Genomic DNA, 26,162 nt, shown 5'->3' on the forward strand with positions numbered 1-26,162 from the left:
TCGGCGCGCTCAGAGGTCACGTCGGACGCCCGGAATACGATCACTCCATGCCGACCCCGCACCTCCGAGACTGCACCGACGACGCGGTCACGCGGGCACAGGGGTGGATCGAGGCCGCCCGCGGGGTGAAGCCGGAGCCCGCGGCCGCACGTCTGGCCGAGCTGCTCGCCGACCCCCGTGGCGCCGAGTTCGCCCGCGCGTTCGTCGACGTCGTGGTCCGGCCGGAGGACCCGAAGGTCGTCGCCCGGAACCTCGAGCGTGCGAGCCGGGCGGTACCGGACGACCTCGCCTGGTACCTCCGCGGCGCGGTGACGGTGGGCGGTGGCTTCGCGACCATGGCGCCGTGGGCGGTCGTCCCCTCCGCGCGGAAGGTGCTCCGGCGACTCGCAGGACACCTCGTCGTCGACGCCACGCCCGCCCGGACCCCCGCGGCACTCGCGAAGGTCGGCGGACCGGACACCCGACTCGACGTCGACCTGCTCGGTCCAGCCGTGCTCGGACCGGCCGGCCGCGACCGACGGCTCGCGGCACTCGACGACCTGCTGCACCAGGACGTCGCCGCCGTCACCGTCGACCTCGACGCCGTGCTGCCGCCGGTGTCCCCGTGGGACCTCGACGCCGCCATCGCCGACGCGGTCCGGCACCTCACACCGCTCCTGCACACCGCGGCGAGCCGGCCGACACCGCCCGTGGTCACCCTGCAGTCCGGCCGCGCCCGAGGTGTCGAACGGGCCGTCGCGGTCCTGAGCGCGCTGCTCGAGCACGACGGCACGCGGGAGCTCACCCTCGGGGTGACCCTGCCCGCCGAACTCCCCGAGTCGCTCGACCTGCTCGACCGGGTGACGACCGCAGCACGGGAGCGTCGGGCATCCGGCGGGGCACCCGTGCGCGTCCGCTTCACCAAGGGCACGCTCCTCGCCACCGAAGGGGTCGACGCCGTGCTCGAGAGCCGGCCGCTCGCCGTGACCGCGGACACCCGCACGACGGACACCGCGTTCCTGCGCCTGCTCGACACGGCGATCGACCCCGAGCGGACCGACGCCGTGCACGTCGGTGTCGCCACCGACGACCCGTTCGCCCTCGCGACCGCGCACGTGCTCGCCGAGCGCCGCGGCGTGCTCGACGTCGTCGGACCCGAGCTGCTCCTCGGCACGACGCGGTACGCCGAGGTGCTGCGCACGGCGTTCGGCCACGTGGTCCTCGGTGTGCCACTGGTGCGGCCCGACGAGTTCGACGCTGCCGTCCCGTACCTCGCTCGTCGACTGCGCGAGGTCGCCGGCCACCGCCCGGTGGGCGGCTCGACCACGGCCGGGTCGACGGCGGCGGACACGACCGGCTCGACCGACGACACCGCTGCCGTCGAGCGTGCCACCGCCGAGCACGTCGACGCCGTGGCCGCGCTCCTCCGTCCCGCGCCGCCCACGCGCCGCACCCAGGACCGCCGACGGCCGCCGGGTGACCCGGTGCTGCGCTCGGCTGCCGAGAACACGCAGGACACCGACCCCTCCACGCCGGGCAACCGCGCGTGGGCCGCCGAGGTGCTCGCCCGGGTACCGGAGTCGCAGCGCGGCACCAGGACGATCCGTGCCGCCCGCATCACCGACCGCGGACGCCTCGAGCGTCTCGTCGCCCGCACCGCCCAGGCCGGTGTGAACTGGGGCCGCCAGGACCCGGAGGACCGTGCCGAGCTGTTCGACCTGATCGGCCACGCGCTCGAGACCCACCGCGGGGCACTCGTCGAGACGATGATCGCCGAGCTCGGGCTCACCCTGACCGACGCCGACGGCGAGGTCAGCCGGGCCGTCGACGCCGCCACGCACGCCGCGGACCGCACGCGACACCTCGAGGACATCAACGGGGCGGTCCCGGTCCCGCCACGCCTGACGGTCGTCGTGCCCTCGTGGAACGCCCCGCTCCTCGATGCCGCCGACGGTGTGCTCACCGCGCTCGCCGCGGGCAGCGGGGTCGTGCTCCAGCCCGCCACCGCCGCCCGACGCACCGGTGCCGTCTTCGCCGACGTGCTCTGGGACGCCGGGGTCCCGCACTCCCTGCTCCAGCTCGTCGACCTCGACGGCAGCGACCTCGCACGCGACCTCGTGGCGCACCCCGCCGTCGACCGCGTCGTCCTGACCGGCACCCCGGAGACCGCTCGGTCCTACCGCTGGTGGCGCGCGGACCTGCCCCTCGTGGCGGAGCTCACCGGGGTCGTCACCGCGGTCGTCACCCCCTCGGCCGACCTCGACCAGGCGGTGCGCGACGTCGTCGCCTCCGCCTTCGCCCGCTCCGGACAGGCGTCGTCGGCGGTGTCGCTGCTCGTGCTCGTCGGGTCCGTGGGGGAGAGCCCGCGCTTCCGCGAGCAGCTCGCCGATGCCGTCCGTGGCCTTCGCACCGCGTGGCCGACGGACGCGACCGCCCAGGTCGGGCCGCTCGTCGCCGAGCCGACCGGCGCCGTCCGGACCGCACTCACCGAGCTGCGCCCGGGGGAGACCTGGCTCGTCGAACCGGTCGCGCTGGACGACACCGGCCGGCTCTGGTCGCCGGGTGTGCGCGAGGGCGTCCGCGCCACGGGCGACCTCGCGCGGACGGCCGTGCCGGCACCCGTCCTCGACGTCGTCCGCGTGGAGACCCTCGACGAGGCGATCGCCCTGCAGCACTCCGTCGACGGCGGCTCCGTCGCGGCGCTCCACACCCTCGACCCCGACGAGGTCGCGACCTGGTCCGACCGGACACGGGCCGGCGTGCTCGTGGTCGACCGCCCGACCACCGGGGCCCGGCCGGGACGCCAGCCCGTCGGCGGGTGGCGCGGGACCGCGGTCGGTCCGACCGTGCACCGCGGCGGGCCGCTGGCCGTGATCGGGGCGGACCGGTGGGACCCGACCCGACGTCAGCCGCACCGGAACATCCAGCTGCAGGGACTGGGCAACCGCGTCACCGCCGTCATCGAGGCGGCCCGGGCCGGACTGTCCTTCGAGGAGTTCGACCGCGTCCGTGCCGGGGCCGAGAGCGATGCCGCTGCCCGGGCATCGTTGTACGGACGATCGCGGGACACGGCCGACCTGGTCGTCGAGCGGAACGTCATCCGGTTCCGCCCGCAGTCGGTCGTGGTCCGGCAGTCCTCGGGGGTCGGCGCCGGCGACCTCGTCCGCGTGCTCGTCGCCGCGACCGCAGCGCGCGCGCACGTGCTCCTCAGCACCGCCCGTCCGCTGCCCGCCGAGCTCCTGCCGCTGTTCTCGACGGCGCGCTCGCCCCTCGACGTGGTCGACCAGGTCGTCGAGGACGACGCCACGTTCCTGGGACGGGCTGCGGCGGGCACCCTGCTGAAGGACGGGTGGTCGGACGGCGCTGAGCCGGAGGTCGACCCGATCGACCTGGTGCTCGCGCAGGGAGCGGAGCCCCGACGGCACGCGGCCTTCGGCGGCCCCGGGTCACGCGTCCGGCTGCTCGGCGGTGACGCCCGTGCCCTCGAGGAGGCCCTGGGCGCCGGCACCGAGACGACCATCCACGACGACCCCGTGGTGGAGTCCGGCATCGTCGAGATGCTGCACTTCCTGCGGGAGCAGACGGTGTCCGTCACCGCGCACCGTCACGGTGACGTCTCCCGGTCGTTCAGCCGACTGCGGCTCTGAGGCGGACGGCTGCGGTCCTCCGTCGGCCGTCAGCGGACGTAGCTGATGATCTCCAGCGTCTGCACGGACTTCCGCGACTCGACACGCCACCCGTCGGCCTCGAGCTGCGCGGTCAGCGTCGCGGGCTGGCTGCTCGTCTCGGCACCGAGGTACCAGACTCGGTCGAGCCCCGACACGTCGGGCTCGCGGTCGCGTGGCTCGCGTTCTGCCCACAGCTCGCCGATCTCCGAGGCCGGGCGCACGAGCGTCAGGTCGCGCATGCCCGCGAACGCGTCGGGGTAGGCCGAGGAGACGTACTCGGTCGTCCGGATCTCGTGCCGCGGCAGCGGACCGTAGTAGACGCCGTCGCGGCTGCCGGCGGGCTCCTGCGCGCGCTCGGCGGCCAGGTGGTCCGTCGCCATCTTCCAGTGCGTGCCCGTCTTGCCGATCGGTGCGCGCTGTGCGGCGATGACGGGGTACGCGAGCAGGGCGATGACCACCACTCCCGCGGTCGCGAGGGCGAGGGTCAGACGCCAGCGCAGGAGTGCACCGAACGCGGTGAGGGCGAGCGCGATCGCGAGGGCGACGAAGGGGGTCGTGAAGGTCAGGTACCGCGCGTTGTACAGCGGCTTCACCAGGATCGACACGGCGAGGACCGCGACGAGCGGCACGACGACGGCGGGGACCGCGAGCTCCACGGCGCGGACCCGTCGGCGGAGACGCGGGACCGCGACCGTCACGAGGACGCCCACGACGGCGAGCACGATCCCCACCAGCGCGAGACGTTCCGAGTCGCCGAAGTACTGCTCGACCAGGATCGACTGCACCACCTTGCGGTTGAAGTCGAACGTGGTGCCGATCCAGTAGAGCTGCTTGTCCGCCTGCCCCGAGGTCATCCGGACGAGGGGCAGCACCAGGAGCCCCGCGACCGCCGCAGCGCCGAGCCACCAGAGCCCGGCACGCAGGATCCCGGCGGGCTGACGGCGGGTCAGCTGCCAGACCAGGACCGTCACACCGTGCGCCACGACCAGCAGCGCCGAGTACAGGAAGAAGTACGAGCCGACTGCGGCGACGAGCGCGTAGCCCAGCCACCACACCCAGGCGCGCGGCACACGGTCGCGGGTGCGTTGCACGGCGACGACCAGAACGAGGGTGAGCAGGACCGCGAACGTGAAGCTGAACGCGTACGAGCGCCCCTGGCCGCTCGCGGAGGTGACGCGCGGCAGGACGGCGAACACGAGTCCCGCCACGACCCCCGTCGGAGCGTCGGCGACCCGTCGGCCGAGCTCGACGAGGAGCGCTGCCGCGACGGCGGAGGCGATCACGCTCGGCAGCCGCAGGGTGAGCATGTCGTAGGGCACGACCGAGAACCAAAGGTGCATCAGCGCGTAGTAGGTGCTGTGCACCCCGTCGACGTTGTGCGCCATGTGCCACAGCTCCGGCAGGGAGCGGCGCGCGGACGACATGGTCGCGGCCTCGTCGATCCCTGCCGGCGCAGCCCACGTCCCCGCGAAGGAGACCAGGAACGCCACGATGCCGACGAGCGAGGCCGGCACCGCGGGGTGACGCCAGGCCGGTCGGGTGGTGTCGGACGCGGGCACGTCGGACACGTCGTCCGATCCCGCGTCCCTGGTCGTCAGGGATCGGCGCACGGAGCCGAGCCTACCGTCCGGTCGACGACCCACCGTCTCGTCCGGGCCTCACCGGGTGTAGGCGATGACGTAGAAGTCGCCGATGCGCTCCCGGTCGTCCTCCGACCAGCCGGCCCGTGCGAGCGCCTCGCGTGCAGCAGCGGGCTGGACGCTCGTCCGTCCGCCGACGTACCAGACACGCTCGACACCCTCGAGCGGCAGGTCGTCCAGCGGAGCGAGTCGGTCGGCCCACAGCTGGCCGATGCTCGCAGCGCTGCGGACCACCGTCAGGTCGCGCATGCCGGCGAAGGCGGCCGGGTAGGAGGACGACACGTACTCCGTCGTCCGCTTCGGGTGCCCGGGCAACGGTCCGTAGTAGACGGCGTCGAGGCCGTCCCCGTCGTCGTGGGCGGCCCGGTCCGCGGCGACGTACGCCGCGACCCGTTCCCACTCGCCCCCCGGCGATCCCTCGCCGGCCCGTTGCCCGACGATCGCGGGCGTGGCGAGTGCCACGACGGCGAGGACCGCCAAGGGCGCCACGAGCCGCGCGCGGAAGGACGTCGCGCCGAGGGCGACGAGCAGGGCGACGAAGGGTGCGGCGAAGGTCAGGTACCGGGAGTTGTAGTACGGCTGCACGACCACCGACACGACGATGACGGCTGCGGTCGGGACGACGACGGTACAGAGGGCGAGCCACACTGCGGGCCGTCGCGAGCGCGACCGGCGGTCGACGAACGCGGCGACGACCCCGAGGACCGCGAGGGCCCATCCGACCAGCGCGAGCGGCAGCGACCGGGCGAAGTACTGCTGGACGAAGACCGAGTCCGCGAGCCGTCCGTCGAGGGCGAGGCGCGAACTCATCCAGTAGAGCTGTTCGGATGCCTGCCCGGAGGTGAGGAGGGCGAGCGGCACGGTGGATGCAGCGACCAGGGCCGTCGCGGCCGCGAAGGGCAGGGCCACCTCGATCCAGTCGGAGCGCCGACGCCGCACGAGCAACCACACGACCACCGCGACGGCGTGCGCGACGACGAGCAGCGCCGAGTAGAGGAAGAGGTAGGTGCTCAGTCCGCCGACGACGACGTACGCGGACCACCAGGCCCAGGCGCTGCGCCGCCGGGCGAGAGAGCGGTCCGCGGCGATGACGAGGACGAGCGTGAGGGCGGCCGCCGTGGTGGTCGTCAACGCGTACGAGCGCCCTTGGATGCCGGCCGACGTCACCCGGGGGAGGACCGCGAACACCAGCCCGGCGACGATCCCGGTCCGCAGGTCGACCAGACGGCGCGCGAGCTCCACCAGCAGCCCGGCGGCGACCCCGATGCCCACGGCACCCGGCAGTCGCAGTGTCCAGAACTCGAACGGCACGACGTCGAGCCACACGTGCACCAGGGCGTAGTACAGGCTGTGCACGCCGTCCACGTGCTGTGCCATCTGCCACAGCTGTCCCAGGGACCGGTTCGCGGCACTCATCGTGGCCGCCTCGTCCAGCGCGGACGGGGTGCTCCAGGCGCCGGCGAAGGACACGGCTGCAGCGATCAGACCCACCAGGACAGCGGCAAGCAGGGAGCGACGGGGCCCCCTGGCGCGACGGCGCGTGACCGGCGCGGGAACGGATCCGGTCCGCGACTCGATCCCGAGGTCGGACATCCCGCCAGGCTAGCAGCGGGGTCTGCGCGCTCCGCTGTGCGGCGATGCCTGACCGTCCGCCGCCGACGCGCGGGCCGAGCGGCGTAGCGTCCCGTGCATGAACGCACGAGCGAACGACGACGAGGTCCAGACCGCCCCCGTGATGGACGGTGCCACCGAGGCGACCAACGAGGAGAAGCTCGCCGGGCTGGTCGAGCAGGTCGATCACGACCACGGACACGAGGGTGCCGGCGCCATGGCCGACCACCTGCGCGACCGGATGGACGAGACGGGTGTCGAGGAGGAGCAGCCGAACGACGAGGTCGAGTAGGCAGCGGCGGTCAGCGTCGGCCGGGGCGACCGTGTCCCGTGCCGACGAGGCCGACCTCGAGCACGGTGAGGACCACGGCGACGACGAGCTGCCGTGCCGCGAACCCCCGTGTCTGCCGGTCGAGGATGATGAGCGGCAGCATCGAGACGCCGTGCGTGGCGTCGACCGCGGCGCCGAGGACGTGCGCTTCCGGTGACGCTGCGCGGGTGAGCAGTGCGGCCTGCACGAGTTGCCGGGCGCCGAGCACCCGACCGAACACGGCCACCCGGCCCGTCGACCCACGCGAGGCGAGCAGGTGTGCGACGCCGATGCCGGCGCGGAGCCCCTCGACCCACCGAGCACGCTGCCGGCGGTCCCTGCGGGAGCGGCGGCTCATCGGCGCTTCCCCGCGGCCAGGGCGATCGCGCCCGCGACGCCGACGGCGGCTCCGATGATCCCGTTGCCGAGCCTGCGGTGCTCCACCCACCACGTCTGCGGTGACCAGGCGTGCGCGGAGTCGTCGAAGACCCCGTGTGCACCGTGGTCGCCCGGGACGGGCTCGTGCAGGTTCGTCGGCAGCGACTGTCCGTCCTTCTGCTCGGCCTGCTGTCCGCTGACCAGGGTCTTCGCGGCGTACCAGTCGGCGAAGCGTCCACTGATCCGGTTGCCCAGGATCGTGTAGACGGTCGACTCGCCCACCCACGTGCGGCGGCGCGGCCGCTCCGCGGTGACGGCGATCGCGCGGGCGCCGACCTCGGGCTGGTAGATCGGTGCGACGGGCTGCGGGTGGTGCGGCAGGAGCGACTTCACCCAGTTGAACTGCACCGTGTTGAGCGCGGGCATGTCGACGCGGCTCACGGCCACCCTGCTGCCCTGTTCCGTGAGCTCGGACACCACCGACTCGGTGAAGCCGACGATGGCGTGCTTGGCGCTGCAGTAGGCGGCCTGCAGGGGGATGCCCCGGAAGCCCAGTGCGGAACCGACCTGGATGACGTGCCCACGGTCACGGGGGACCATCCGGGCCAGCGCCGCGCGGGTGCCGTTGACGAAGCCGAGGAAGTTGACGTCGACAGCGCGCTCGAAGTCGTCGGGGCCGGTGTCCGTGAAGCGCCCGAAGACCCCGACCATCACGCAGTTCACCCAGAGGTCGATCGGTCCGAGCTCCTGCTCGGTGCGCTCGGCGGCGGCCTCGACGGCCTGTCGGTCGGCCACGTCGGCGATCAGCGCGAGGCCACGGCGTCCCGCGGCCTCGACCTCGGCGACCGCGGCGTCGACACCGTCGCGTCCACGGGCCAGGACGGCGACGTCCCACCCCCGGGCCGCGAGTTCGCGGACGGTCGCCCGTCCGAGCCCTGCCGAACCACCGGTCACCACTGCCACGCGCGTCATGCTGTCCGTTGTACGCGGGCTCGTGTCCGCACCGGTCCAGCCGCTGTCCCCCGGCCGCCGGACGGCGTGGGGCAGGATGGCGCGGTGGAGACGGACGACCAGGAGCAGGCCGAGGAGGCACCTCCCGGCTGGGTGTTGCGGACCCCGACCCGGTACCGGGAGGTCCTCGGGTCACCGGTCCTCGCGCTCGTGCTGGCGGTCGTCGCCGTCCTGGTCGGGAGGACGTTCGGCGATGCGCTCGCCCTCGTCACCGGGGCCGTCGCCGGTGTGCTCGGGATCGCGTGCGCGGTGGTGCTCCTCGTCGCGGCGCTGCGGGCGTACCGGGAGCAGACGCGTGGCGCGTCGTGGGACCTGCACCGCGTGCGCGTCGTGGTCGGTGTCACCGCCGGAGCGGCGGTGATGGTCGCGAGTCTCGTCGTCGGGTTCCCGATCGCGGCGACGATCGGGGTCGTCGGTGGCTTCTCGCAGCTCAGTCGGTACGCCCGATCCGTGCCACGCTTCGACCTCTCGGCCGTGGCCTGGGCGTTCCTCGGCGTGGTCCTGAGCTGCGCGGTCCTCGTCGTCCTGGGACTCGTGCTCCCCGAGGGCCCGGTGCTCCCCGCCTGGCGCGCGGCGGTCTGGGTCGGTGGCGGCATCGCGGCAGCCGTGTTCGCCGCGGTGCTCGCCCTCGTGCACGCACAGCGGGCAGGCCGAGCCCCGTCGCGGTGACGGGAGGCGGTAGCCGACCGTTCGCGGAGCCGACGTCGACCGCTTCCGTCGGTCGGACGACCGCCGCAGCGCCGTCGCCAGGTGCGACCGCACCGGCAGGACCGCCGATTCCTCCTCCGGCGCCTGCGGCAGCGCTCCCAGCGAGAACGACTCGACGACGTCCGGCCCGAACAGCACGCACACCGACGACCCGCCGAACTGGAAGTACCCGAGCTCGTCGCCCTTGCCGACGTGCGCACCGTCCGAGATCCCCTCGCCGATCACGCACGAGGATACGTCGGACATCCCGATGAACACGACCGCGATCGTCCCGATCGCGGGGTCGTCGGCGTCGATGAGCACGATCGCGCGGGTGGCGACGTGTGCCAGGTAGCCCTGTGACAGCTGCGGCTCGGCGGCGTCGGTGCCCTGCGACGAGGCCTCGGAGTAGTAGGTTCCCGGTTCGACCCAGGCGCGCAGGACCGTCCCGGCGACCGGGCTGTGCCAGCGGTGGTACTCGAGCGCGCTGAGGAACGCCTGCCACACGGTGCCGTCGACGAACAGGTCGGCGGTCTCGTCGCCGGCGAGCAGCTCCTCGACCGAGTACGGCTCCGCCTTCGCCCAGAACGCGTCGAGCCGGTGGACGCGGCTGGCGATCCGGTACGGGGTGGCTTCGCAGGGGCTCACCACGACCGCGTCGTCGTCGGGCGCGGCGACCGGGCGCTCGCCGTCCCGGAAGCGCCGCGTGAAGAAGTCGTTCCACGACCCGAAGCCCCAGTGCTCGGCGTCGGCATCGTGCTCGAACCGGTCCATGCCGACCGCCCGTCGAGCGGCATCGCTGCACCACCCCGAGGGTGCGTCCACGAGCACCTCGAGGGACTTGTCGCTCGACAGGAAGTCGCACCACCCCTGCAGGATCGTCCGGAGCGCGTCGTTCACGCGCGGGTCCCGGTAGAAGGCGAAGCCCGCCGGGGTCGCCTTCGTCCAGTCGAGCACCCCGTCGAGCGGCGTCATCACCATCTGCTCGTCGCTGTACTCGGGCGCGGTCGTGATGACCTCGTCGACGAGCTCGAGCAGCTCCCCGAACGACTCGAGGTGCCGGTCCTGGTACTCGCGACCAGCGGGGACCTGCTCGATCATCTGGTGCGCGTGCATCCGCAGCACGGGGTCGCCCTCGACGAGGTCGCGGAGGGCCGAGACCGCCGGGTGCAGGGCCCGGTCGGGGTCGCGCTCCTGGTGGCGTTCGCGACGCCCGCGGAGCCAGGCCTCGAGCCCGCTCTGGTCCTGCGGGAGCCATCCCGCGCGGCGTCGGACGTCCTGCTGCTGCGCTCCACCGGTCACGACCCCGACGGTACTCACGCGCGGAGGGAGCGGTCGCAGTTCCGAGGACGACGGACCCCGCCGATCCGTGGATCGGCGGGGTCCGTCAGGCCGCGACCTGGTCAGCGTTCGACGGTGACCTCGGTGGTCGTGAGCCGGTCCCACATGCTGGCTTCCGGGTTCGTCTTGGCGAGGAAGGTCAGCTTGTACCGGCCGGGCGCCTGGTAGACCTTCGCCGCGAAGCGGCCGTCGCGGACGGTGTACTCACCGACCGGCTTCCCGTTGGCGAGGACCAGGACCGTCTTGCCCGGAGCTGTGCCCGTGTAGGTGACGAAGCCCTCCGAGTCGAGCTGCACCGCCCCCGACTGGTCGACCGCGAGCTCGGCGGGCGACTGCTCGCCGCCGCCGTTGCCGTCACCGGGCGTCTCGCCGCCGCCGTTGCCGTCGCCGGGCTGTTCGCCGGTCTCGCGGACGAGGTAGCTCAGTCGTTCGTTGGTGACGGGTGCGCCGTGTTCGGTGGCGGAGAGCGCGACGATCGCGATCTGGGGGCCGGTGGTCGCGGGGATGTCGGCGGACCAGCGGCCGTCCTTGACCTGGGTGGTGGCGAGGACCTGTTCGCCGCTGCCGTAGACGGTGATCCAGCCGGCGGAGGCGCGGCCGGAGAGGGTGATCTTGCCGTCCTTCGGGGTGAGCTCGGCGCCCTGCTGCTGGTCGAGACGCAGCGACCGGGGGTCGACCTGCTCGCCGCCGCCGTTGCCGTCGCCGGGCTGTTCGCCGCCGTTGCCGCCGCCGTTGCCGTCGCCGGGCTGCTCACCACCGCCGGAGCCGCCGCCGTTGCCGTCACCGGGCGTCTCGCCGCCGCCGCTCGACCCGCCGCCGAACGTGTAGTGGTCGTCGGACTCGAGCGACTCCTTCTCCCCGAGCGCCTGCTTCGCCCGCACCTGGTTGTCACCCGCGCGGAACTCGACGCGGACCGTCGCGACACCGTCACCCGAGGCCGTGACGACCTCCGAGCGGCCGTTGGCCACGACCGTCACCTCGGCGCCCGGGAGCGCGTCGTACCGCATCTCGTGGACGAACTGGCCGTGTGCGACCGCACGGGCGATCTCCTCCAGGCGGCGCTCCGAGCTGAGGTCGAGCGGCGCGGACAGGGGGAGGCCGCGGAAGTCGAGGTCGACGACGCGGACGGCCGAGGACTGCCCGGTGTCCACCGCGTAGCGCGCAGTGTCCTGACCGGTGGGCTTCACCTGGAACACGACCTGCTTCCGAGGATCGCCGCTCTTCGCGGCGACGGGCTCACCCGACGGGTCGAGGAGGCGCACGACCGTCGGTGCGTCGACGGTGACGCGCACCTCGACCCACTGCTGGTCGCCGACCCGCTGCGGGGTCTGCTGGACGTCGGTGATGGCGGATCGGGCCGTCGTCGCGGACGATGCCGCCGACCGAGCGTGCTGCTCGGGCGCGGCGAACGCGCCGGAGCTCGCAGCGCCGACGGCGATGCAGCTCGCGAGGACCACGGCGGATCCGACGGTGAGTGGGCGGAGGTTCATGCTGTTCCCTTTCGGAGACTCAACGGACTCCGAAAGGCTATGTATGTGGAATACGGGATGCTGTCATCATGCCGAGTGTGATGCTCAGCGTCCTCGCCCGAACCGCGTGGTCACCCCCGGCGAGTACAGCACCGAGTCCGGCTCCAGTCCGGACAGTCCGAAGGGCAGCCCCGCAGCCGCCACCAGGTCGTCCCGCAGCGACACGAGGGACGCCCGGTACAGCGGCCACGACTCGTGCTCGTTCGGCCAGTAGCGCGTCGCGCCGACCCGGCGCACGTGCATGCCCCACCGTGCCGTCAGGAACGTCTCGAGGGGCGTCGGCTCGTCGACCGCGTCGCCCACCCGGACGTCGAAGGTCGACCGCAGGTGCGTCCCGTGCCGACGCATCGCGTAGCCCACCCGGCCGTCGGTCTTCCGGATCGCCGCGTGCGCCCACCAGTACGGCAGGCCCGTCGCGACCCGTGCGCCGATCGTCGGCAGGAGCTTCCCGGCGTCCAGCGACAGGAACGCGACGCCCCGACGGCCCTGGTCGTCGCACGTGTAGACGCGCACGTTGACCTCGACGAAGTCGCCGACACTGCCGGCCCGTCCGAGCCCGCCGAGCGGCGGGAAGCGCGTGTCCGTGAAGCGGAACCCGATGAGGCCCACCCAGGTGGTCGCGCCGTCGTCCGTCCCGTCCGGCGCCATCGTGTCCGGGTGCGCTCCGGCGGGCAGCAGCGGTGCCACCGCCGACACGTCGACGCGCCAGTGCACGAAGACCACGTCGAGCCAGTCCTGCGAGATCCACGGCGTCCCGCGCAGGGGCGGTGCCTCCGGCGAGACGGCCGGGAGGCCCGGCTCGCCCCCGCCCCGCTGTCCGGCGGTCACGAGACGGTCCCGTCGGTCGCGCGGGCAGCGTCCGGCGCGTCGTCCCACCCCTGCTGCGGGGTGGCGCAGGTCCCGCGGAACACGTACTGCGACGGGCGCTTCCGCTCGTTCGACACCCAGTCGATGGCGGGACGTCGACGCTCCGGCGGCAGGTAGCCGATCCGGTAGACGGCCATCAGCTCGAGTTCCGGCGGCACCGCGAGGAGCCGCTCGACCTCGGCCCAGGCCTCCTCGACCTCCATCGGGAAGGACACGAACTGGATCCCGAGGCCGAGCTCGGTCGTCGCGAGCCAGACGTTCTCCATCGCCGCGCCCATGCTGAACACGGAGTAGAAGGCGTTGCGCGCCTCCTTCCGGTACTCGTCGCGGTCGAGCATCACCCCGAGCAGGAGCGGCGACCCGGCGACGAGCTTCCGGTTCTCCTCGCCGAGGGTCTGCGGTACCCGGAGCGTGTTCATGAGGAGCTGCCCGCGCTTGGTGAACACCTGCTTCGTGAAGGGCTTGAGCGGTCCCGGCAGCTTGTCGAACAGCATCCCGTCCCGACGTTCGTCCATCTCGGCCTGCGAGAACCGGAAGTACGGACGGTAGCGCGTGAAGAAGGACCCCTCGGCCATCGTCTGCGTCATCGACCGACCGCTGATGTCGGCGATGCGGTCGATGGTGTCGCGCTCCTCGACGATGACGAAGCGCCACGGTTGGCTGTTCAACTGCGAGGGTGCACGTCCTGCGAGCTCCATCAGCAGCCGCTGGTGCTCCTCGGACACCGGGTCGGGCAGGAACGCCCCGTTGGTCGTGCGCCGGCGTCGGATGGCCTCGAAGAGCTCCACTGCATCCCTCGTGTCTCGTCGTCGCGGTCAGCGCCGTGCGAGCAACGCCCCCAGGTAGGACGGTGCGGCGGCGACCGCGACTCTCCAGTGTGCTCCGGAGCGGGGGTTCGTGCGTGGAGCGAGGGCGAGGGGGACGAGCGCCGGCAGCAGGAACAGTGCGGAGCGGTCCCGTGTCCAGGCCGGGGTGGTCGCGGCGACCCCGGTCAGCGTCGCGGTCACGACGAAGAGGCCGTGGTGCACGACGCGGAGCTTCTCCGTGCGGATGACCCGGACCGCGACCGCGGTGCCCCAGAGGCAGTTCGCGACGTACGCGGCGGCGGCTGCGGCGACCAGGCGGCGGGCCGCCGGCGGACGCGTGGGCGTGGCGCCGCGCCTCCCGGCCGTCCTCCCGATCCCCACGACCGCGACCCTACGCGCGGGACGCTCGCAAGACGCAACGAGGGCGCTCCCTCGGACCGCTGTGCCGCTGCGCACCGTCGCCGACGTTGCGTTCCGCGGAGGAGACGGGGGCTACGCGGACTCGCGGGAGACGAGCTTCGACAGGACGATGGCGCTGCGGGTGTGGTCGACCTGCGGGGCCAGGCGCACCCGGTCGAGTGCGAGCTCGAGCGCCGGCAGGTCACGGGAGCGCATGTGCACGACGGCGTCGGCGCTGCCGGTGACGGTCCCGGCGTCCACGACCTCGGGCACGGTGTCGAGCAGCGTGCGGAGCTCGTCGGGGGAGACGGTGCCGCGGCAGTACAGCTCGACCCAGGCCTCGGTCCCGCGGTCCTCGACCGCGGGGTCGACCTTGATCGTGAAGCCCTGGATGACCCCGTCGGCGACCAGGCGATCGACCCGACGCTTGACCGCCGACGCGGAGAGGCCGACCACCGACCCGATGTCGCCGTAGCCGGCTCGGGCGTTCTCCCGGAGCTGGTCCAGGATGCGGTGGTCGAGCGTGTCCATGTTCGTCGATCGTACGCGGGGTTCTTGCGAGCCAGGTGCGTCCGACGCAGGAATCGTGCGTCACCCGAACGGGTGCCATGCGCTCGTGGAGGGGGTACTGCACCGATCGGACCGTTCGTGTCAGACTGCTGCTGGCGTCGACCTGGTCCGCTGCGGTGAGTGAGCCTGCATCTCATCGGAGTGCTTCACCCGTGGTGGTTCCTGGCAGGCTCGGGCCCCGGTCCCAGGAGGACTGATGTCGAACACCGCAACCGAACCGCAGGCCGCACCGGCCCGTGTCGCCACGAAGCGCACGATCCTGATGTGCAAGCCGACGCACTACACGGTGAGCTACCGGATCAACCCGTGGATGCACCCCGAGGAGCCGACCGACACGTCGAAGGCCGTCGAGCAGTGGCAGTCGCTCGTCGACGTCTACGAGCAGCTCGGCTTCGACATCTCGTACATCGAGCCGATCGAGGGCCTGCCGGACATGGTCTACGCGGCCAACGGCGGCTTCGTGCTCGACGGCGTCGCGTACGGCGCGAAGTTCCAGTACCCCGAGCGCCAGCCCGAGGGACCCGCGTACATGGACTGGTTCCGCAGCGCCGGCCTCACCGTCGCGGAGCCCGAGGAGACCAACGAGGGCGAGGGCGACTTCCTGCTCATCGGCGACACGATCTTCGCCGGCACGGGGTTCCGCTCCGACAGCACCTCGCACGAGGAGCTCGCCCGCATCTACGGCCGCGAGGTCGTCACCCTCAAGCTCATCAACCCGAGCTTCTACCACCTCGACACCGCCATCGCCGTGCTCGACCCGGAGCCCGACGCGACCGGCCGTTCGAACATCGCCTACCTGGAGAGCGCCTTCGACGAGCCCTCGCTGGCGATCCTGCGCGAGCGCTTCCCCGACGCGGTCATCGCGACCGAGGAGGACGCCGCGATCCTCGGCCTCAACTCGTACTCCGACGGCTACAACGTCGTGATCGCATCGCGTGCGACGACCTTCGCCGAGCAGCTGCGTGAGAAGGGCTACAACCCGATCGGCGTCGACCTGTCCGAGCTGCTGCTCGGCGGCGGCGGCGTGAAGTGCTGCACGCTCGACCTGCACCCCGTCGGCACCGGCACCTCGGTCGCGCGGTAACCGTGAGCACCGCGACCGGAGCCGGCACCCACGCGGGTGCCGGCGCGTCCGGCGACGCCACCGCAGCCGGTGGTGCCACCGCCGCCGCGCTCGCCGTCGAGGACCGCTCCCTCGCCCACAACTACAGCCCGCTGCCGGTCGTCATCGCGTCCGGCCAGGGTGCGTGGGTGACCGACGTCGACGGCAAGCGCTACCTGGACGGACTCGCCGCGTACTCCGCGGTGAACTTCGGCCACGGCAACCCCCGGCTGCTCGACGCCGCCCGGGCCCAGCTCGACCGGGTGACCCTGACGAGCCGCGCGTTCGTGAACGACCGGCTCGGACCCTTCGCCGCCGCTCTGGCATCGCTGACCGACACCGAACTCGTGCTCCCGATGAACACCGGGGCCGAGGCCGTCGAGTCCGCGATCAAGGTGTCGCGCGCCTGGGGCTACCGCGTCAAGGGCGTGCCGGCCGGGCAGGCCACGATCATCGTCGCGTCCGGGAACTTCCACGGGCGCACCACCACGATCGTGTCGTTCTCGGACGACCCCTCGGCCCGCGAGGACTTCGGCCCGTACACGCCGGGCTTCCGCACGGTGCCGTACGGCGATGCAGCGGCCCTGCGGGAGGCGATGGACGAGACCGTCGTCGCCGTCCTGCTCGAGCCGATCCAGGGCGAGGGCGGCGTGGTCATCCCGCCCGAGTCCTACCTGCCCGAGGTCCGCGCGGTCTGCGACGAGTTCGGTGCGCTGTTCGTCGCCGACGAGATCCAGTCCGGGCTCGGGCGCACCGGGCACACCCTGGCCGTCTCGCGTGTCGGTGTCCGACCCGACCTGATCACGCTCGGCAAGGCCCTGGGCGGCGGCATCGTCCCGGTGTCGGCCGTCGTCGGCTCCCGCGAGGTGCTCGGCGTCCTGCGTCCCGGCGAACACGGATCGACGTTCGGCGGCAACCCGCTCGCGGCCGCCGTCGGGTCCGAGGTCGTCGCGATGCTCGGCGAGGGCACGTTCCAGCATCGCGCGCTCGACGGCGAACCGCTGCTCCGTGGGCTGCTCGACGAGCTCGTCGGGCACGGGGTCGTCTCGCACCGGGTCGCCGGACTCTGGGCGGGGATCGACATCGACCCCGCGCTCGGCACCGGCAAGGAGATCGCGCACGACCTGGCCGACCGCGGCGTGCTCGTGAAGGACACGCACGGGGCGACGATCCGCTTCGCGCCGCCGCTCGTCGTCACCGACGACGAGGTGCGTCTGGCGATCGGGACCCTCGGCGAGGTGCTGGCCGCGCGATAGACGCGACCACCCGACGGACGGGAGGCGCGGTGCCAGCGGGTGCCGCGCCTCCCGTCCGTCGCGCTCGGCCGCGCCCGCGTCGCCCACCGCGCCCGCGCCGCTCACCGCGCGCGTCTGCACCCGTCGGCACAACCGGAGGCACGTCGCGCCACGCGATTCCGTGGCGCGACGTGCCGCCGGTTGTGCACCGGCGCCTCGCGCCGTGCGCCGCGCACGTCGCGCCGTGCGGGCCGCGCGCGCCGCACCGCCCCGCGTCAGCGCACCTGCCACCGCTCGACGAGCTGGTCCATCAGTCCGTCGAGCCGCTCGTCCGTCACCTGGCGCGACGGGTCGGCGTCGAACCACGCGACGATCTCCCGCGCGCCCTGCCGGATCGACGTCGTCTGCGCGAACTCGGGCACGAGCGTCTGCACCTTCGTGTTGTCGAACACCGAGGTGTTCGCCTTGTCCCCGAGCAGGCTCGCGCCCCAGTCGGCGTCGAGCGCGTCGATCGCGTCGGCCGGGACGTGCACGAGCTGGAGGTCCTCGACCCCCGCGGCCGCCGCCAGCTCGTGGGCGATGCGGTCCCAGGTCGGGGCCTCGTCGCCGGTGATGTGGAACGCCTCGCCGATCGCCTCGGCACGGTCGAGCAGCCCGACGAACCCGACCGCGAAGTCCCGCGCGTGCGTGATCGTCCACAGCGAGCTGCCGTCGCCGGTCACGACGATCGGCTTGCCTGCACGCATCCGTCCGAGCACCGTCCACCCGCCGGAGAACGGCACGAGGGTCTCGTCGTAGGTGTGCGACGGCCGGATGATCGTCATCGGGAAGTCGTCCTCGCGGTACGCCTTCGTGAGCAGGTCCTCGCACGCGATCTTGTCGCGGGAGTACTGCCAGAACGGGTTCTTCAGCGGCGTCGACTCGGTGATCGGCAGGTGCGTCGCGGGCGTCTGGTACGCCGAGGCCGACGAGATGAAGACGTACTGGTTCGTGCGACCCGTGAACACCTCGATGTCCCGCTGCACCTGGTCGGGCGTGAACGCCACGAAGTCGATGACGACGTCCCAGTGCTGGTCACCGATCGCGGCTTCCAGCGCGGTGCGGTCCGATACGTCGGCCTGGAGGCGCGCCACGGCATCCGGGATCGGCCGCTTGTCGGTCGTGCCCCGGTTGAGCACGGTGACGTCGTACCCCTGCTCGACGGCTTCGCGGACGCACGCGGCGCTGATGATGCCGCTGCCGCCGATGAACAGCACGCTCGGTCCCGACATGGATGCTCCCTTGCTCCCGGCGGTGCCGCTGTGCACCGCGCCCCTGCGATCCTGCCCCTCATCCGCTGGGTCGGGCGTCGAGGACCGCGCTGAGCGACGTCACGTCCGCCGCCCACTCGGCGGCGGCGGGGTGGATCCAGCCGAGCAGCTCGAGCGCATCGTCGAGGTCACGGTGGAGGTCCCGCTGGTGGATCGGTTCGTGGTGCACGGCGCGGTTCCGAGCCAGGTGCAATCGATGCATCCGTCCTTCGACCTCGCGCCGCCGGAATCGGAGCTCGACCGGGCCGCGCGGGAACGCTCGATGGAGGTCGGGGACCCAGAGCGATGCGTGGTACCTGGAGCTGAGCAGGTACCGCCAGAACCCGAAGCTCAACTCGGCCACGAGGCGGTCGTGCCGATCACGGGACCCGCCGCGTGCCGCCCGCTCGGCAGCCTTGACGACGTCCTGCCTGCCTCGTGGGTCGAGCGGAGCCTCGTCGAGCCGGTCGCCGACGTTCCTCCGATCGGCCCACGAGGTGAGCTCGCGGTCCAACGCGTTCCGGGCGATGACCTCGACGGCACCCGTCAACTCCATCACCGCGGACGCGGCGCGGAGGTTCCACTCGTACAACCGCATCGCTCCCGACCGCGTGCGGGTCGAGCGCACGTACGAGGTCAGCCTCGCGTCGGTCAGCAGTGCGATCACGGCATCGTCGCGCTCGGTCGCTGCTCCCACCAGACCTCCACCTCCCTGTACACTCGTTCGTGAAGACCCCGGAACGATCCCTGGCCCGTGCCACATCGCCGGGGTTTCGTCTTGTGCGGCCTGCTCCTGATACATCACCGTACCGGTCGGCGTACGGCGAGTGGGACGCAGCACGACATCCACGGACTACCGTCACGGGTCGGGGCGCACCGACGCGCTCCACGACAGGAGTGACACGCACATGGAGTACCGCTACCTCGGCAACTCGGGCCTCAAGGTCTCCGAGATCACCTACGGCAACTGGCTCACCCACGCATCCCAGGTCGAGAACGACGCGGCGATCGCCTGCGTCCGGGCCGCGCTCGACGTCGGCATCTCGACGTTCGACACCGCCGACGTCTACGCCAACACCGGGGCCGAGACCGTCCTCGGCGAGGCGCTCAAGGGGGAGCGGCGCCAGTCCCTCGAGATCGCCACGAAGGTCTTCGGTCCGACCGGCCCGAAGGGGCACAACGACACCGGGCTGAGCCGGAAGCACATCCTCGAGTCGATCGACGGCTCGCTCGAGCGGCTGCAGACCGACTACGTCGACCTGTACCAGGCGCACCGCTTCGACCACGAGACGCCGCTCGAGGAGACGATGCAGGCCTTCGCCGACGTCGTGCGGCAGGGAAAGGTCCTGTACGTCGGCGTCTCGGAGTGGACCGCGGACCAGCTCCGGGCCGGGGCCGAGCTCGCGAAGGACCTCGGGTTCCAGCTCATCTCGAACCAGCCGCAGTACTCGGCGCTCTGGCGGGTCATCGAGGGCGAGGTCGTCCCCGCGTCGAAGGAGCTCGGGATCTCGCAGATCGTCTGGTCCCCGATCGCGCAGGGCGTCCTGACGGGCAAGTACCAGCCCGGTCAGCCGCTGCCCGGGGGCTCGCGCGCCACCGACGACAAGGGCGGCGCGAAGATGATCGAGCGCTTCATGAACGACGAGACGCTCTCGGCGGTGCAGGAGCTCAAGCCGATCGCGGACGAGCTGAGCCTGTCGATGGCGCAGCTCGCGGTGGCCTGGGTGCTGCAGAACGAGAACGTGGCGTCGGCGATCATCGGTGCCTCGCGTCCGGAGCAGGTGCACGACAACGCCGGCGCTGCCGGGGTGCAGATCCCCGCGGAGCTGATGTCCCGCATCGACGACGCCCTCGGGTCGGTCGTCGAGCGCGACCCGGCGAAGACGAACGACAGCAGCCCGAAGACCCGCGAGGCCTGAGGCTGCGAAGCCGCAGCGGTCCGGCTGCACAACCGGAAGCACGTCGCGCCAGGGAAGTCCGTGGCGCGACGTGCTTCTCGTTGTGCGCGAGCAGGTCGAGCCCCCGAAGTGCGACGAGCGACGGCCGGGAACGCAGAAGAGCCCCTCACTCTCGTGAGGGGCTCTTCACCGTGGCTGGACACGGCATCGATCCGTGGACCTTTCGATTTTCAGTCGAACGCTCTACCAACTGAGCTATCCAGCCGTGGCGACCCTGACGGGACTTGAACCCGCGACCTCCGCCGTGACAGGGCGGCACGCTAACCAACTGCGCTACAGGGCCATATTGTGTTGTGTTCGGTGTCGTACTGCTGCTTGCTCACTCACGTGGAGTGACCCCAACGGGATTCGAACCCGTGCTGCCGCCGTGAAAGGGCGGTGTCCTAGGCCACTAAACGATAGGGCCGCAAGCTGCGCCGTGCGCTACCGGGAGTCAAGCATACGGACGCTCTGCGTGATGCACAAATCGAGTGCCCCCGAGCCTGCATCCCCGGCGTGTCGCGCCGTCCCCGTGGGCATCGGTCGGGCGCTCGGTGCGACCATCATGGGCGGCCGAGGCCCTCGCTCGGGGGTGTCCCTGCCGTGACCCGTGTTGTTACTGTTGCGTCTGTTGACAGTGTGGCGTGCCCGAGCCTCGCCGCACCGTTACGAAACCGAGACCATGTCGCCTGCACCCCACCGCATCCCCCGCCCCCGCTCCCGCCGCCGCGTGATCGCCGCCGCGGTCGCCGTCGTGCTCTCCGCCGGGGCACTCGCCGCGGTCGGCCCGGTCTCCGCGGCATCGGCTGCCGGGTACCCCAGCTGGTCGGACGTCGAGCAGGCCAAGGCATCGAAGGACGCCCAGCAGGCCAAGGTCACCGAGATCAAGGCGCTCCTGCAGGACCTGACCGCGAAGGCATCGGCCGCGCAGCAGGAGTCCGAGGCAGCCGGCACGGCCTACCAGACGGCGCAGACGAAGTACGACGCGGCGACGCTCGAGCAGCAGACGCTGCAGCACCAGGCGGACGACGCCGACCGCACCGCGAAGCGTTCCGAGGAGCAGGCCGGCCAGCTCGCCGCGCAGCTCGGTCGCGCGAGTGCGAACGACGTGACGACCGACATCCTCACGCACCCGTCCGACTCGGGTGACCTGCTCTACGAGCTCGGCGCGATGTCGAAGCTCACGGAGCAGGCCGACGGCATCTACTCGCAGGCCTCGCAGGACCGCGGTGTCGCCCAGGGCCTCGCCGACCGCGCCGAGCAGGCGAAGGAGGCCCTCGGCACCCTCGCCGACGCGGCCCAGGCGAAGATGCAGGCGGCCCAGGACGCCGCCGACCGGGCACAGACCGCGGTCGACGCGCAGGCGGACAACAAGGCCCGCCTCGAGGCGCAGCTCACCCTGCTGACCACGAACGCGAAGGACGTCGAGGCCGAGTACGACAAGGGCGTCGCTGCCGAGAAGGCCCGTGAGGCGGCCCGGGCTGCGGCGGCCGCGAAGGCTGCCGAGCAGGCGGCCGCGACGGGCCAGGGCGGCTCCGGCGGCGGGGCCCCGAACTCCTCCGGGTGGGTCCGTCCCGCCGGCGGGTACCAGACGAGCCCGTACGGCTACCGCGTCGACCCGTACACCCACTACCGGGCACTGCACGCCGGCGTCGACCTCGCGCCCGCCTGCTACGCCCCGATCTACGCCGCCCACGCCGGCACGGTGACGTTCGCGGCCAACGGCGGCGGCTACGGCAACGAGGTCGTCCTCGACAACGGCGGCGGCATCTCCACCGCCTACGGGCACATCGTCGACGGCGGCATCCTCGTCTCCGTCGGGCAGCACGTCGAGGCCGGACAGCAGATCGCGAAGATCGGCTCGACCGGTTGGTCGACCGGATGCCACCTCCACTTCGAGACCCGGGTGAACGGCTCCGCCGTCGACCCGGTCCCCTTCATGGCAGCGCGGGGGATCTCGGTATGAGCAACAGCGCCGTCGAGAGGCCCTGAGCGAGACATGAAGCCCTCCACCCTGTCCGGCTGCACCGCGGTCGTCGCCGTCCTCGGCATCGGTCTGTCGGTCGTCCTCGCCGGTCCCGCCCAGGCAGCTCCCTCGGCCCCGAGCTGGGACGACGTGCGCCAGGCGAAGGCCGACACGGCGCAGGCCCAGACGACGGCGGACGAGCTGAGTGCCCGGCTGCAGACGCTGCAGGACGCCGCGGACAGCGCCGAGGTCTCCGAGCTCCAGGCGGCGCAGGACTACGCGATGGCGGTGTCGCAGCAGCAGGAGGCGCAGGCGTCCCTCGACGACCTGACGGCGCAGGCGAAGCGTGCCGAGCGGCGGGCGGACGAGTCGGCGGCCCAGGTCGCCGGGCTCGTGGTCGAGCTCTCCCGCACGGGCGGCGGTGACCTGTCGACCTCGATGCTCGTCGACGCCTCGGACGCGAAGGACCTGCTCTACCGCGTGGGAACGGTCTCGCACCTGTCCGAGCGTTCGGCCCGTGTGCTCGCGCAGGCACAGACCGACCAGAACACCGTCGAGTCGATCGCCGCGCAGCAGTCGGCGGCGACGAAGGCCCTCGCCGCAGCCACCACGAAGTCCGAGCGTGCCCTCGACGACGCCAACGACGCGTCCGCCTCGGCTCGTGCCCGGGTGCAGCAGCAGCAGGACGAGCAGTCCGAGGTGCTCGACCAGCTGGCGTTCCTCAAGGGGACGAGCAAGGCGACCGAGACGGCGTACTGGAACGAGCAGCAGGCGAAGCGGGCCGAGCAGCAGCTCGCTGCGAGGACCGCCGCCGCCTCCCGTGACACGGCACCCAGCGCCGGCGACTCCGGTGGCAGCAGCGACCCCGCGTCGCCGTCCGTGCCGTCGCGCCCGAGCTCGAACCAGCCGAGCACGACGCAGCCGAACACGAGCCCCTCGCGCCCGAACACGAGCCCCTCGCGCCCGAGCACGAGCCCGTCGCGCCCGAGCACGACGCAGCCGAACACGACCCCGTCACGTCCGGCGCCCGCGCCCGCGCCTGCTCCGGCCCCCGCGCCGGCGCCGGCCCCCGCTCCGGCCCCCGCACCGGCACCGGTCTCGAGCCCGTCGAAGGCCGCCGGTGCCATCGCGTACGCCCGCGCCCAGCTCGGCAAGCCGTACCTGATGGGCGGGGCGGGCCCGAGCACCTGGGACTGCTCCGGCCTGGTGATGATGGCGTACAACTCGCAGGGCATCGCGACCGGCGGGCACAACGTCGTCTGGCAGTACAACCACTTCGCGTCGATCGGCCGGCTCGTCCCGCTGTCGCAGCGCCAGCCGGGCGACATCCTCTTCTACTCGTCGAACGGCAGCGTCTCCGGCGCCTACCACGACAGCATCGTCACGAGCTACGGCACGATGGTCGAGGCCGCCCGCCCCGGTGTCGGCGTGGTCGAGCGCGGCATCTGGTTGCCGAACCAGCTCCTGCCGTACGTCGCCCGCCCGAGCGGCTCGCTCTAGCCCGAGCGACCGGCCGGCGACCGGCACCGGCGATCGGAGTCCGAGCGACCGGCGACCAGCACGAACGACAGCGCCCGCGCTCCCCGAGGGGAGCGCGGGCGCCGTCGTGCGTGCGAGCGTCAGTGACCGGCGGGCACGTACGCGGCCTGGCCGGCCTGCACGATCGCCTCGGCCTCGGCGGCGTCGCCCCAGCCGTCGGCCTTGACCCACTTGTTCGGCTCGAGGTCCTTGTAGCGCTCGAAGAAGTGCGCGATCTCGGCCTTGGTCTGCTCGTCGACGTCCGAGATGTCCTGGATGTGCTGCCAGCGCGGGTCCTTCGCGGGGACCACGAGGACCTTCGCGTCGTTGCCGGCCTCGTCGCTCATCTTGAAGACACCGACGGGGCGGACCTTCACGCCGACGCCCGGGAACACCGGGTACTCGAGCAGCAGGAGCGCGTCCACGGGGTCGCCGTCGTCGGCCAGCGTGTTCTCGAAGAACCCGTAGTCGGTCGGGTAGACGAAGGACGTGAACAGCACGCGGTCGAGGTACACACGACCGGTCTCGTGGTCGACCTCGTACTTGTTGCGGCTGCCCTTGGGGATCTCGACGACGACGTCGTACGCGGTCATGGTGCGCTCCTGGTCTCATGTGCGGGAAGAAAGCGCGGCTAACGTTACCGGGTGAACACTCCGCGTCCCCGGTTGGACCCGGCCGTCGCCGCGACCCGGCTGGCGGTCCGGACGCTCCTCGCCCAGGCTCGTGACGAGGGGCTGCTGCACCGCGGCGACCTGGTCACGGTCGCGCTGAGCGGGGGAGCGGACTCGCTCGCGCTCGCCGCGGCCACCGCGTTCGAGGCACCGAAGCAGGACCTGCGGGCCGGCGCGGTCGTGGTCGACCACGCGCTCCAGGCGGGCAGCGAGGCGGTGGCGAGCCGTGCCTCCCGGACGGCCGCGTCGGTGGGTCTCGACCCGGTGACGGTCCGCAGGGTCGCGGTCGGCACGGACGGTGGTCCGGAGGGCGCCGCCCGGGAGGCACGGCACGCCGCCGTCGCGGAGGTCGCCGCCGACACCGGGTCACCCCTGGTGCTGTTCGGCCACACGCTCGACGACCAGGCCGAGACCGTGCTGCTCGGCCTGCTGCGGGGCAGCGGCCCGGACGCGCTGTCCGGCATGCCGCCGCTCGCGCGACGCGCGACCGGGCCGGCGTACGGCCGGCCGCTCCTCGGTGTCCGCCGGCACACGACCCGGCAGGCGGCGGTCGCCGCGGGCCTCGTGCCGTGGGACGACCCGCAGAACGACGACCCCGCGTACGCACGGGTGCGCGTCCGGAACACGCTGATGCCGGCGCTCGAGCGGGAGCTCGGTGCGGGGGTGCCCGAGGCGCTCGCCCGCACCGCCGAGCAGCTCCGCGAGGACGCCGCGGCACTCGACCACTTCGCCGAGGAGATGGCGGAGGACCTCGCCGAGCACTCCGAGGCAGGCATCTCGCTCTCCGTGCCGGAGCTGCTGGCGAACCCGCCGGCGCTCCGGCAGCGACTCGTCCGCCTGGCCGTCGAGGGAGAGTTCGGTGTGACGCTGTCCCGCACGCAGACGCTCGAGGTCTGCCGGCTCGTGACCGACTGGCGCGGGCAGGGCCCGGTCGACCTGCCGGGGGTCCGGGCGTCGCGCGAGGGCGAGCGCATCGCGTTCGCCGCCCGTTAGAGTGCTCTGGTGGAACTCTCCGACGTCCAGGCAGACCTGTCCGAAGTGCTCTTCACCCCCGAGCAGATCGACGAGAAGCTCGCCGAACTCGCCGCGGTGGTCGACCGTGACTACGCGGGGAAGGACCCGCTGCTCGTCGGCGTGCTGAAGGGCGCCGTCATGGTCATGGCGGACTTCTCGCGGCACCTCAAGATGCAGGCGCGCATGGACTGGATGGCGGTCTCGTCGTACGGCTCCGGCACGAAGTCGTCCGGCGTCGTGCGGATCCTCAAGGACCTCGACACCGACCTGCACGGCCGCGACGTCATCATCGTCGAGGACATCATCGACTCCGGCCTGACGCTGTCCTGGCTGAAGCAGAACCTCGAGTCCCGCGGGGCCGCGAGCGTCGAGATCGTCGCGCTGCTCCGCAAGCCCGAGGCCGCCAAGGTCGAGGTCGACGTGAAGTACGCCGGCTTCGAGATCCCCGACGCGTTCGTGGTCGGCTACGGCCTGGACTTCGACGAGCGCTACCGCAACCTGCGCGGCATCGGCGTCCTCGCGCCGCACGTCTACTCCTGAGGCCCGCCGGGCCGTCCGGACCACGGGCGGCCCGTACGGCTCCCTCCGGGCACGGGTGGAGTTCGCCCGCAGAGGACACCCATTCTCGCCACAG

At 72.5% G+C, this 26,162-nt stretch carries 22 protein-coding genes and 3 tRNA genes; 9 read left to right on the forward strand and 16 right to left on the reverse strand.

Features of this window, described 5'->3' with window-relative positions; all coding sequences use genetic code 11:
- The first annotated feature begins 47 nt into the window (after positions 1-47).
- The gene (locus Q9R28_RS06590; RefSeq protein ID WP_311205719.1) at positions 48-3,626 is read left to right on the forward strand and encodes a proline dehydrogenase family protein; all 3,579 of its coding nucleotides are present in this window, start codon (positions 48-50) and stop codon (positions 3,624-3,626) included.
- 29 nt (positions 3,627-3,655) lie between these two features.
- On the opposite strand, the gene Q9R28_RS06595 is transcribed toward Q9R28_RS06590, so the two are convergent.
- Together Q9R28_RS06595 and Q9R28_RS06600 are read right to left on the reverse strand one after the other, a co-directional pair.
- Complete coding sequence (locus Q9R28_RS06595) at positions 3,656-5,257, reverse strand: glycosyltransferase family 39 protein (protein WP_311205720.1); 1,602 nt, start codon at positions 5,255-5,257, stop codon at positions 3,656-3,658.
- A 48-nt stretch (positions 5,258-5,305) separates the two neighbouring features.
- Complete coding sequence (locus Q9R28_RS06600) at positions 5,306-6,778, reverse strand: glycosyltransferase family 39 protein (protein WP_311205721.1); 1,473 nt, start codon at positions 6,776-6,778, stop codon at positions 5,306-5,308.
- 199 nt (positions 6,779-6,977) lie between these two features.
- On the opposite strand from Q9R28_RS06600, the gene Q9R28_RS06605 reads away from it, so the two are divergent.
- Positions 6,978-7,190, forward strand: coding sequence for a hypothetical protein (locus tag Q9R28_RS06605; RefSeq protein WP_066651373.1), 213 nt, complete (start codon positions 6,978-6,980; stop codon positions 7,188-7,190).
- 10 nt (positions 7,191-7,200) lie between these two features.
- On the opposite strand, the gene Q9R28_RS06610 is transcribed toward Q9R28_RS06605, so the two are convergent.
- From Q9R28_RS06610 to Q9R28_RS06645, 8 genes are all read right to left on the reverse strand, one after another.
- Positions 7,201-7,566, reverse strand: a complete 366-nt coding sequence (locus Q9R28_RS06610) for a hypothetical protein (RefSeq protein ID WP_311205722.1) — start codon at positions 7,564-7,566, stop codon at positions 7,201-7,203.
- Positions 7,563-8,558, reverse strand: a complete 996-nt coding sequence (locus Q9R28_RS06615) for an SDR family oxidoreductase (RefSeq protein ID WP_209684630.1) — start codon at positions 8,556-8,558, stop codon at positions 7,563-7,565. Before Q9R28_RS06615 ends, Q9R28_RS06610 begins: the two co-directional genes overlap by 4 nt.
- A gap of 171 nt (positions 8,559-8,729) precedes the next feature.
- The gene (locus Q9R28_RS06620) at positions 8,730-10,586 is read right to left on the reverse strand and encodes a phophatidylserine decarboxylase associated domain-containing protein (RefSeq protein WP_311205723.1); all 1,857 of its coding nucleotides are present in this window, start codon (positions 10,584-10,586) and stop codon (positions 8,730-8,732) included.
- A gap of 101 nt (positions 10,587-10,687) precedes the next feature.
- Positions 10,688-12,115 carry a hypothetical protein gene (locus tag Q9R28_RS06625; protein WP_311205724.1) on the reverse strand — a complete coding sequence of 476 codons (1,428 nt, stop codon included), beginning with the start codon at positions 12,113-12,115 and terminating at the stop codon, positions 10,688-10,690.
- 84 nt (positions 12,116-12,199) lie between these two features.
- Positions 12,200-12,982 carry a DUF2071 domain-containing protein gene (locus Q9R28_RS06630; protein ID WP_251154326.1) on the reverse strand — a complete coding sequence of 261 codons (783 nt, stop codon included), beginning with the start codon at positions 12,980-12,982 and terminating at the stop codon, positions 12,200-12,202.
- Positions 12,979-13,809, reverse strand: coding sequence for a nitroreductase family protein (locus Q9R28_RS06635; RefSeq protein ID WP_066651387.1), 831 nt, complete (start codon positions 13,807-13,809; stop codon positions 12,979-12,981). The genes Q9R28_RS06630 and Q9R28_RS06635 overlap by 4 nt, the downstream gene beginning before the upstream one ends.
- 27 nt (positions 13,810-13,836) lie before the next feature.
- A complete protein-coding gene (locus Q9R28_RS06640) occupies positions 13,837-14,208 on the reverse strand; it encodes a hypothetical protein (RefSeq protein WP_066651391.1) in 372 nt (123 codons plus the stop codon).
- 111 nt (positions 14,209-14,319) lie between these two features.
- Positions 14,320-14,757, reverse strand: coding sequence for an Lrp/AsnC family transcriptional regulator (locus Q9R28_RS06645; RefSeq protein ID WP_058729711.1), 438 nt, complete (start codon positions 14,755-14,757; stop codon positions 14,320-14,322).
- A 235-nt stretch (positions 14,758-14,992) separates the two neighbouring features.
- Between Q9R28_RS06645 and ddaH the strand changes: the two genes are divergently transcribed.
- Together ddaH and rocD are read left to right on the forward strand one after the other, a co-directional pair.
- Positions 14,993-15,880 (forward strand): dimethylargininase, encoded by an 888-nt coding sequence (gene ddaH, locus Q9R28_RS06650; RefSeq protein WP_209684620.1) that lies wholly within the window; start codon positions 14,993-14,995, stop codon positions 15,878-15,880.
- Between the two features lie 2 nt (positions 15,881-15,882).
- Positions 15,883-17,154, forward strand: coding sequence for an ornithine--oxo-acid transaminase (rocD, locus tag Q9R28_RS06655; RefSeq protein WP_311205725.1), 1,272 nt, complete (start codon positions 15,883-15,885; stop codon positions 17,152-17,154).
- A 254-nt stretch (positions 17,155-17,408) separates the two neighbouring features.
- Here the strand turns inward: rocD and Q9R28_RS06660 are convergent, their stop codons facing one another.
- Positions 17,409-18,404, reverse strand: coding sequence for an SDR family oxidoreductase (locus tag Q9R28_RS06660; RefSeq protein WP_271826624.1), 996 nt, complete (start codon positions 18,402-18,404; stop codon positions 17,409-17,411).
- 58 nt (positions 18,405-18,462) lie between these two features.
- Positions 18,463-19,119 carry a hypothetical protein gene (locus Q9R28_RS06665; RefSeq protein ID WP_311205726.1) on the reverse strand — a complete coding sequence of 219 codons (657 nt, stop codon included), beginning with the start codon at positions 19,117-19,119 and terminating at the stop codon, positions 18,463-18,465.
- Positions 19,120-19,330: 211 nt separating this feature from the next.
- On the opposite strand from Q9R28_RS06665, the gene Q9R28_RS06670 reads away from it, so the two are divergent.
- Positions 19,331-20,341 carry an aldo/keto reductase family protein gene (locus tag Q9R28_RS06670; RefSeq protein ID WP_311205727.1) on the forward strand — a complete coding sequence of 337 codons (1,011 nt, stop codon included), beginning with the start codon at positions 19,331-19,333 and terminating at the stop codon, positions 20,339-20,341.
- Positions 20,342-20,512: 171 nt separating this feature from the next.
- On the opposite strand, the gene Q9R28_RS06675 is transcribed toward Q9R28_RS06670, so the two are convergent.
- The 3 genes from Q9R28_RS06675 to Q9R28_RS06685 form a co-directional block, all read right to left on the reverse strand.
- Positions 20,513-20,585 (reverse strand) — tRNA-Phe (locus Q9R28_RS06675).
- 1 nt (position 20,586) lies between these two features.
- Positions 20,587-20,663 (reverse strand) — tRNA-Asp (locus Q9R28_RS06680).
- 50 nt (positions 20,664-20,713) lie between these two features.
- Positions 20,714-20,786: transfer RNA gene (locus Q9R28_RS06685), tRNA-Glu, on the reverse strand.
- Between the two features lie 255 nt (positions 20,787-21,041).
- On the opposite strand from Q9R28_RS06685, the gene Q9R28_RS06690 reads away from it, so the two are divergent.
- Positions 21,042-22,325 carry a M23 family metallopeptidase gene (locus tag Q9R28_RS06690; protein ID WP_066651398.1) on the forward strand — a complete coding sequence of 428 codons (1,284 nt, stop codon included), beginning with the start codon at positions 21,042-21,044 and terminating at the stop codon, positions 22,323-22,325.
- 33 nt (positions 22,326-22,358) lie between these two features.
- On the forward strand, positions 22,359-23,825 hold the full coding sequence (locus Q9R28_RS06695; protein WP_251160036.1) for an NlpC/P60 family protein: 1,467 nt from the start codon (positions 22,359-22,361) through the stop codon (positions 23,823-23,825).
- Between the two features lie 119 nt (positions 23,826-23,944).
- Here Q9R28_RS06695 and Q9R28_RS06700 read toward each other — a convergent pair whose 3' ends face one another.
- Entirely contained in the window at positions 23,945-24,436 is a 492-nt protein-coding gene (locus Q9R28_RS06700; RefSeq protein WP_066651400.1) for an inorganic diphosphatase, read from the reverse strand.
- Positions 24,437-24,487: 51 nt separating this feature from the next.
- On the opposite strand from Q9R28_RS06700, the gene tilS reads away from it, so the two are divergent.
- Together tilS and hpt are read left to right on the forward strand one after the other, a co-directional pair.
- The gene (gene tilS / locus Q9R28_RS06705; protein ID WP_311205728.1) at positions 24,488-25,507 is read left to right on the forward strand and encodes a tRNA lysidine(34) synthetase TilS; all 1,020 of its coding nucleotides are present in this window, start codon (positions 24,488-24,490) and stop codon (positions 25,505-25,507) included.
- 9 nt (positions 25,508-25,516) lie between these two features.
- Positions 25,517-26,068: a hypoxanthine phosphoribosyltransferase gene (hpt, locus tag Q9R28_RS06710; RefSeq protein WP_031272831.1), complete on the forward strand. Its 552-nt coding sequence runs from the start codon at positions 25,517-25,519 to the stop codon at positions 26,066-26,068.
- The last annotated feature ends 94 nt before the right edge of the window (positions 26,069-26,162 follow it).

Origin of the sequence: Curtobacterium sp. BRD11, from assembly GCF_031844345.1 — a bacterium.
Classification (GTDB): Bacteria; Actinomycetota; Actinomycetes; order Actinomycetales; family Microbacteriaceae; genus Curtobacterium.

Bases quoted from the DNA above. Each gene is read 5' to 3' on its own strand.
- Q9R28_RS06590 (WP_311205719.1), top strand. From the start codon at position 48: ATGCCGACCCCGCACCTCCGAGACTGCACCGACGACGCGGTCACGCGG.
- Q9R28_RS06695 (WP_251160036.1), top strand. From the start codon at position 22,359: ATGAAGCCCTCCACCCTGTCCGGCTGCACCGCGGTCGTCGCCGTCCTC.
- Q9R28_RS06660 (WP_271826624.1), bottom strand. From the start codon at position 18,404: ATGTCGGGACCGAGCGTGCTGTTCATCGGCGGCAGCGGCATCATCAGC.
- Q9R28_RS06670 (WP_311205727.1), top strand. From the start codon at position 19,331: ATGGAGTACCGCTACCTCGGCAACTCGGGCCTCAAGGTCTCCGAGATC.
- Q9R28_RS06700 (WP_066651400.1), bottom strand. From the start codon at position 24,436: ATGACCGCGTACGACGTCGTCGTCGAGATCCCCAAGGGCAGCCGCAAC.
- Q9R28_RS06610 (WP_311205722.1), bottom strand. From the start codon at position 7,566: ATGAGCCGCCGCTCCCGCAGGGACCGCCGGCAGCGTGCTCGGTGGGTC.
- Q9R28_RS06605 (WP_066651373.1), top strand. From the start codon at position 6,978: ATGAACGCACGAGCGAACGACGACGAGGTCCAGACCGCCCCCGTGATG.
- Q9R28_RS06645 (WP_058729711.1), bottom strand. From the start codon at position 14,757: ATGGACACGCTCGACCACCGCATCCTGGACCAGCTCCGGGAGAACGCC.
- Q9R28_RS06615 (WP_209684630.1), bottom strand. From the start codon at position 8,558: ATGACGCGCGTGGCAGTGGTGACCGGTGGTTCGGCAGGGCTCGGACGG.
- Q9R28_RS06625 (WP_311205724.1), bottom strand. From the start codon at position 12,115: ATGAACCTCCGCCCACTCACCGTCGGATCCGCCGTGGTCCTCGCGAGC.
- Q9R28_RS06690 (WP_066651398.1), top strand. From the start codon at position 21,042: ATGTCGCCTGCACCCCACCGCATCCCCCGCCCCCGCTCCCGCCGCCGC.
- ddaH (WP_209684620.1), top strand. From the start codon at position 14,993: ATGTCGAACACCGCAACCGAACCGCAGGCCGCACCGGCCCGTGTCGCC.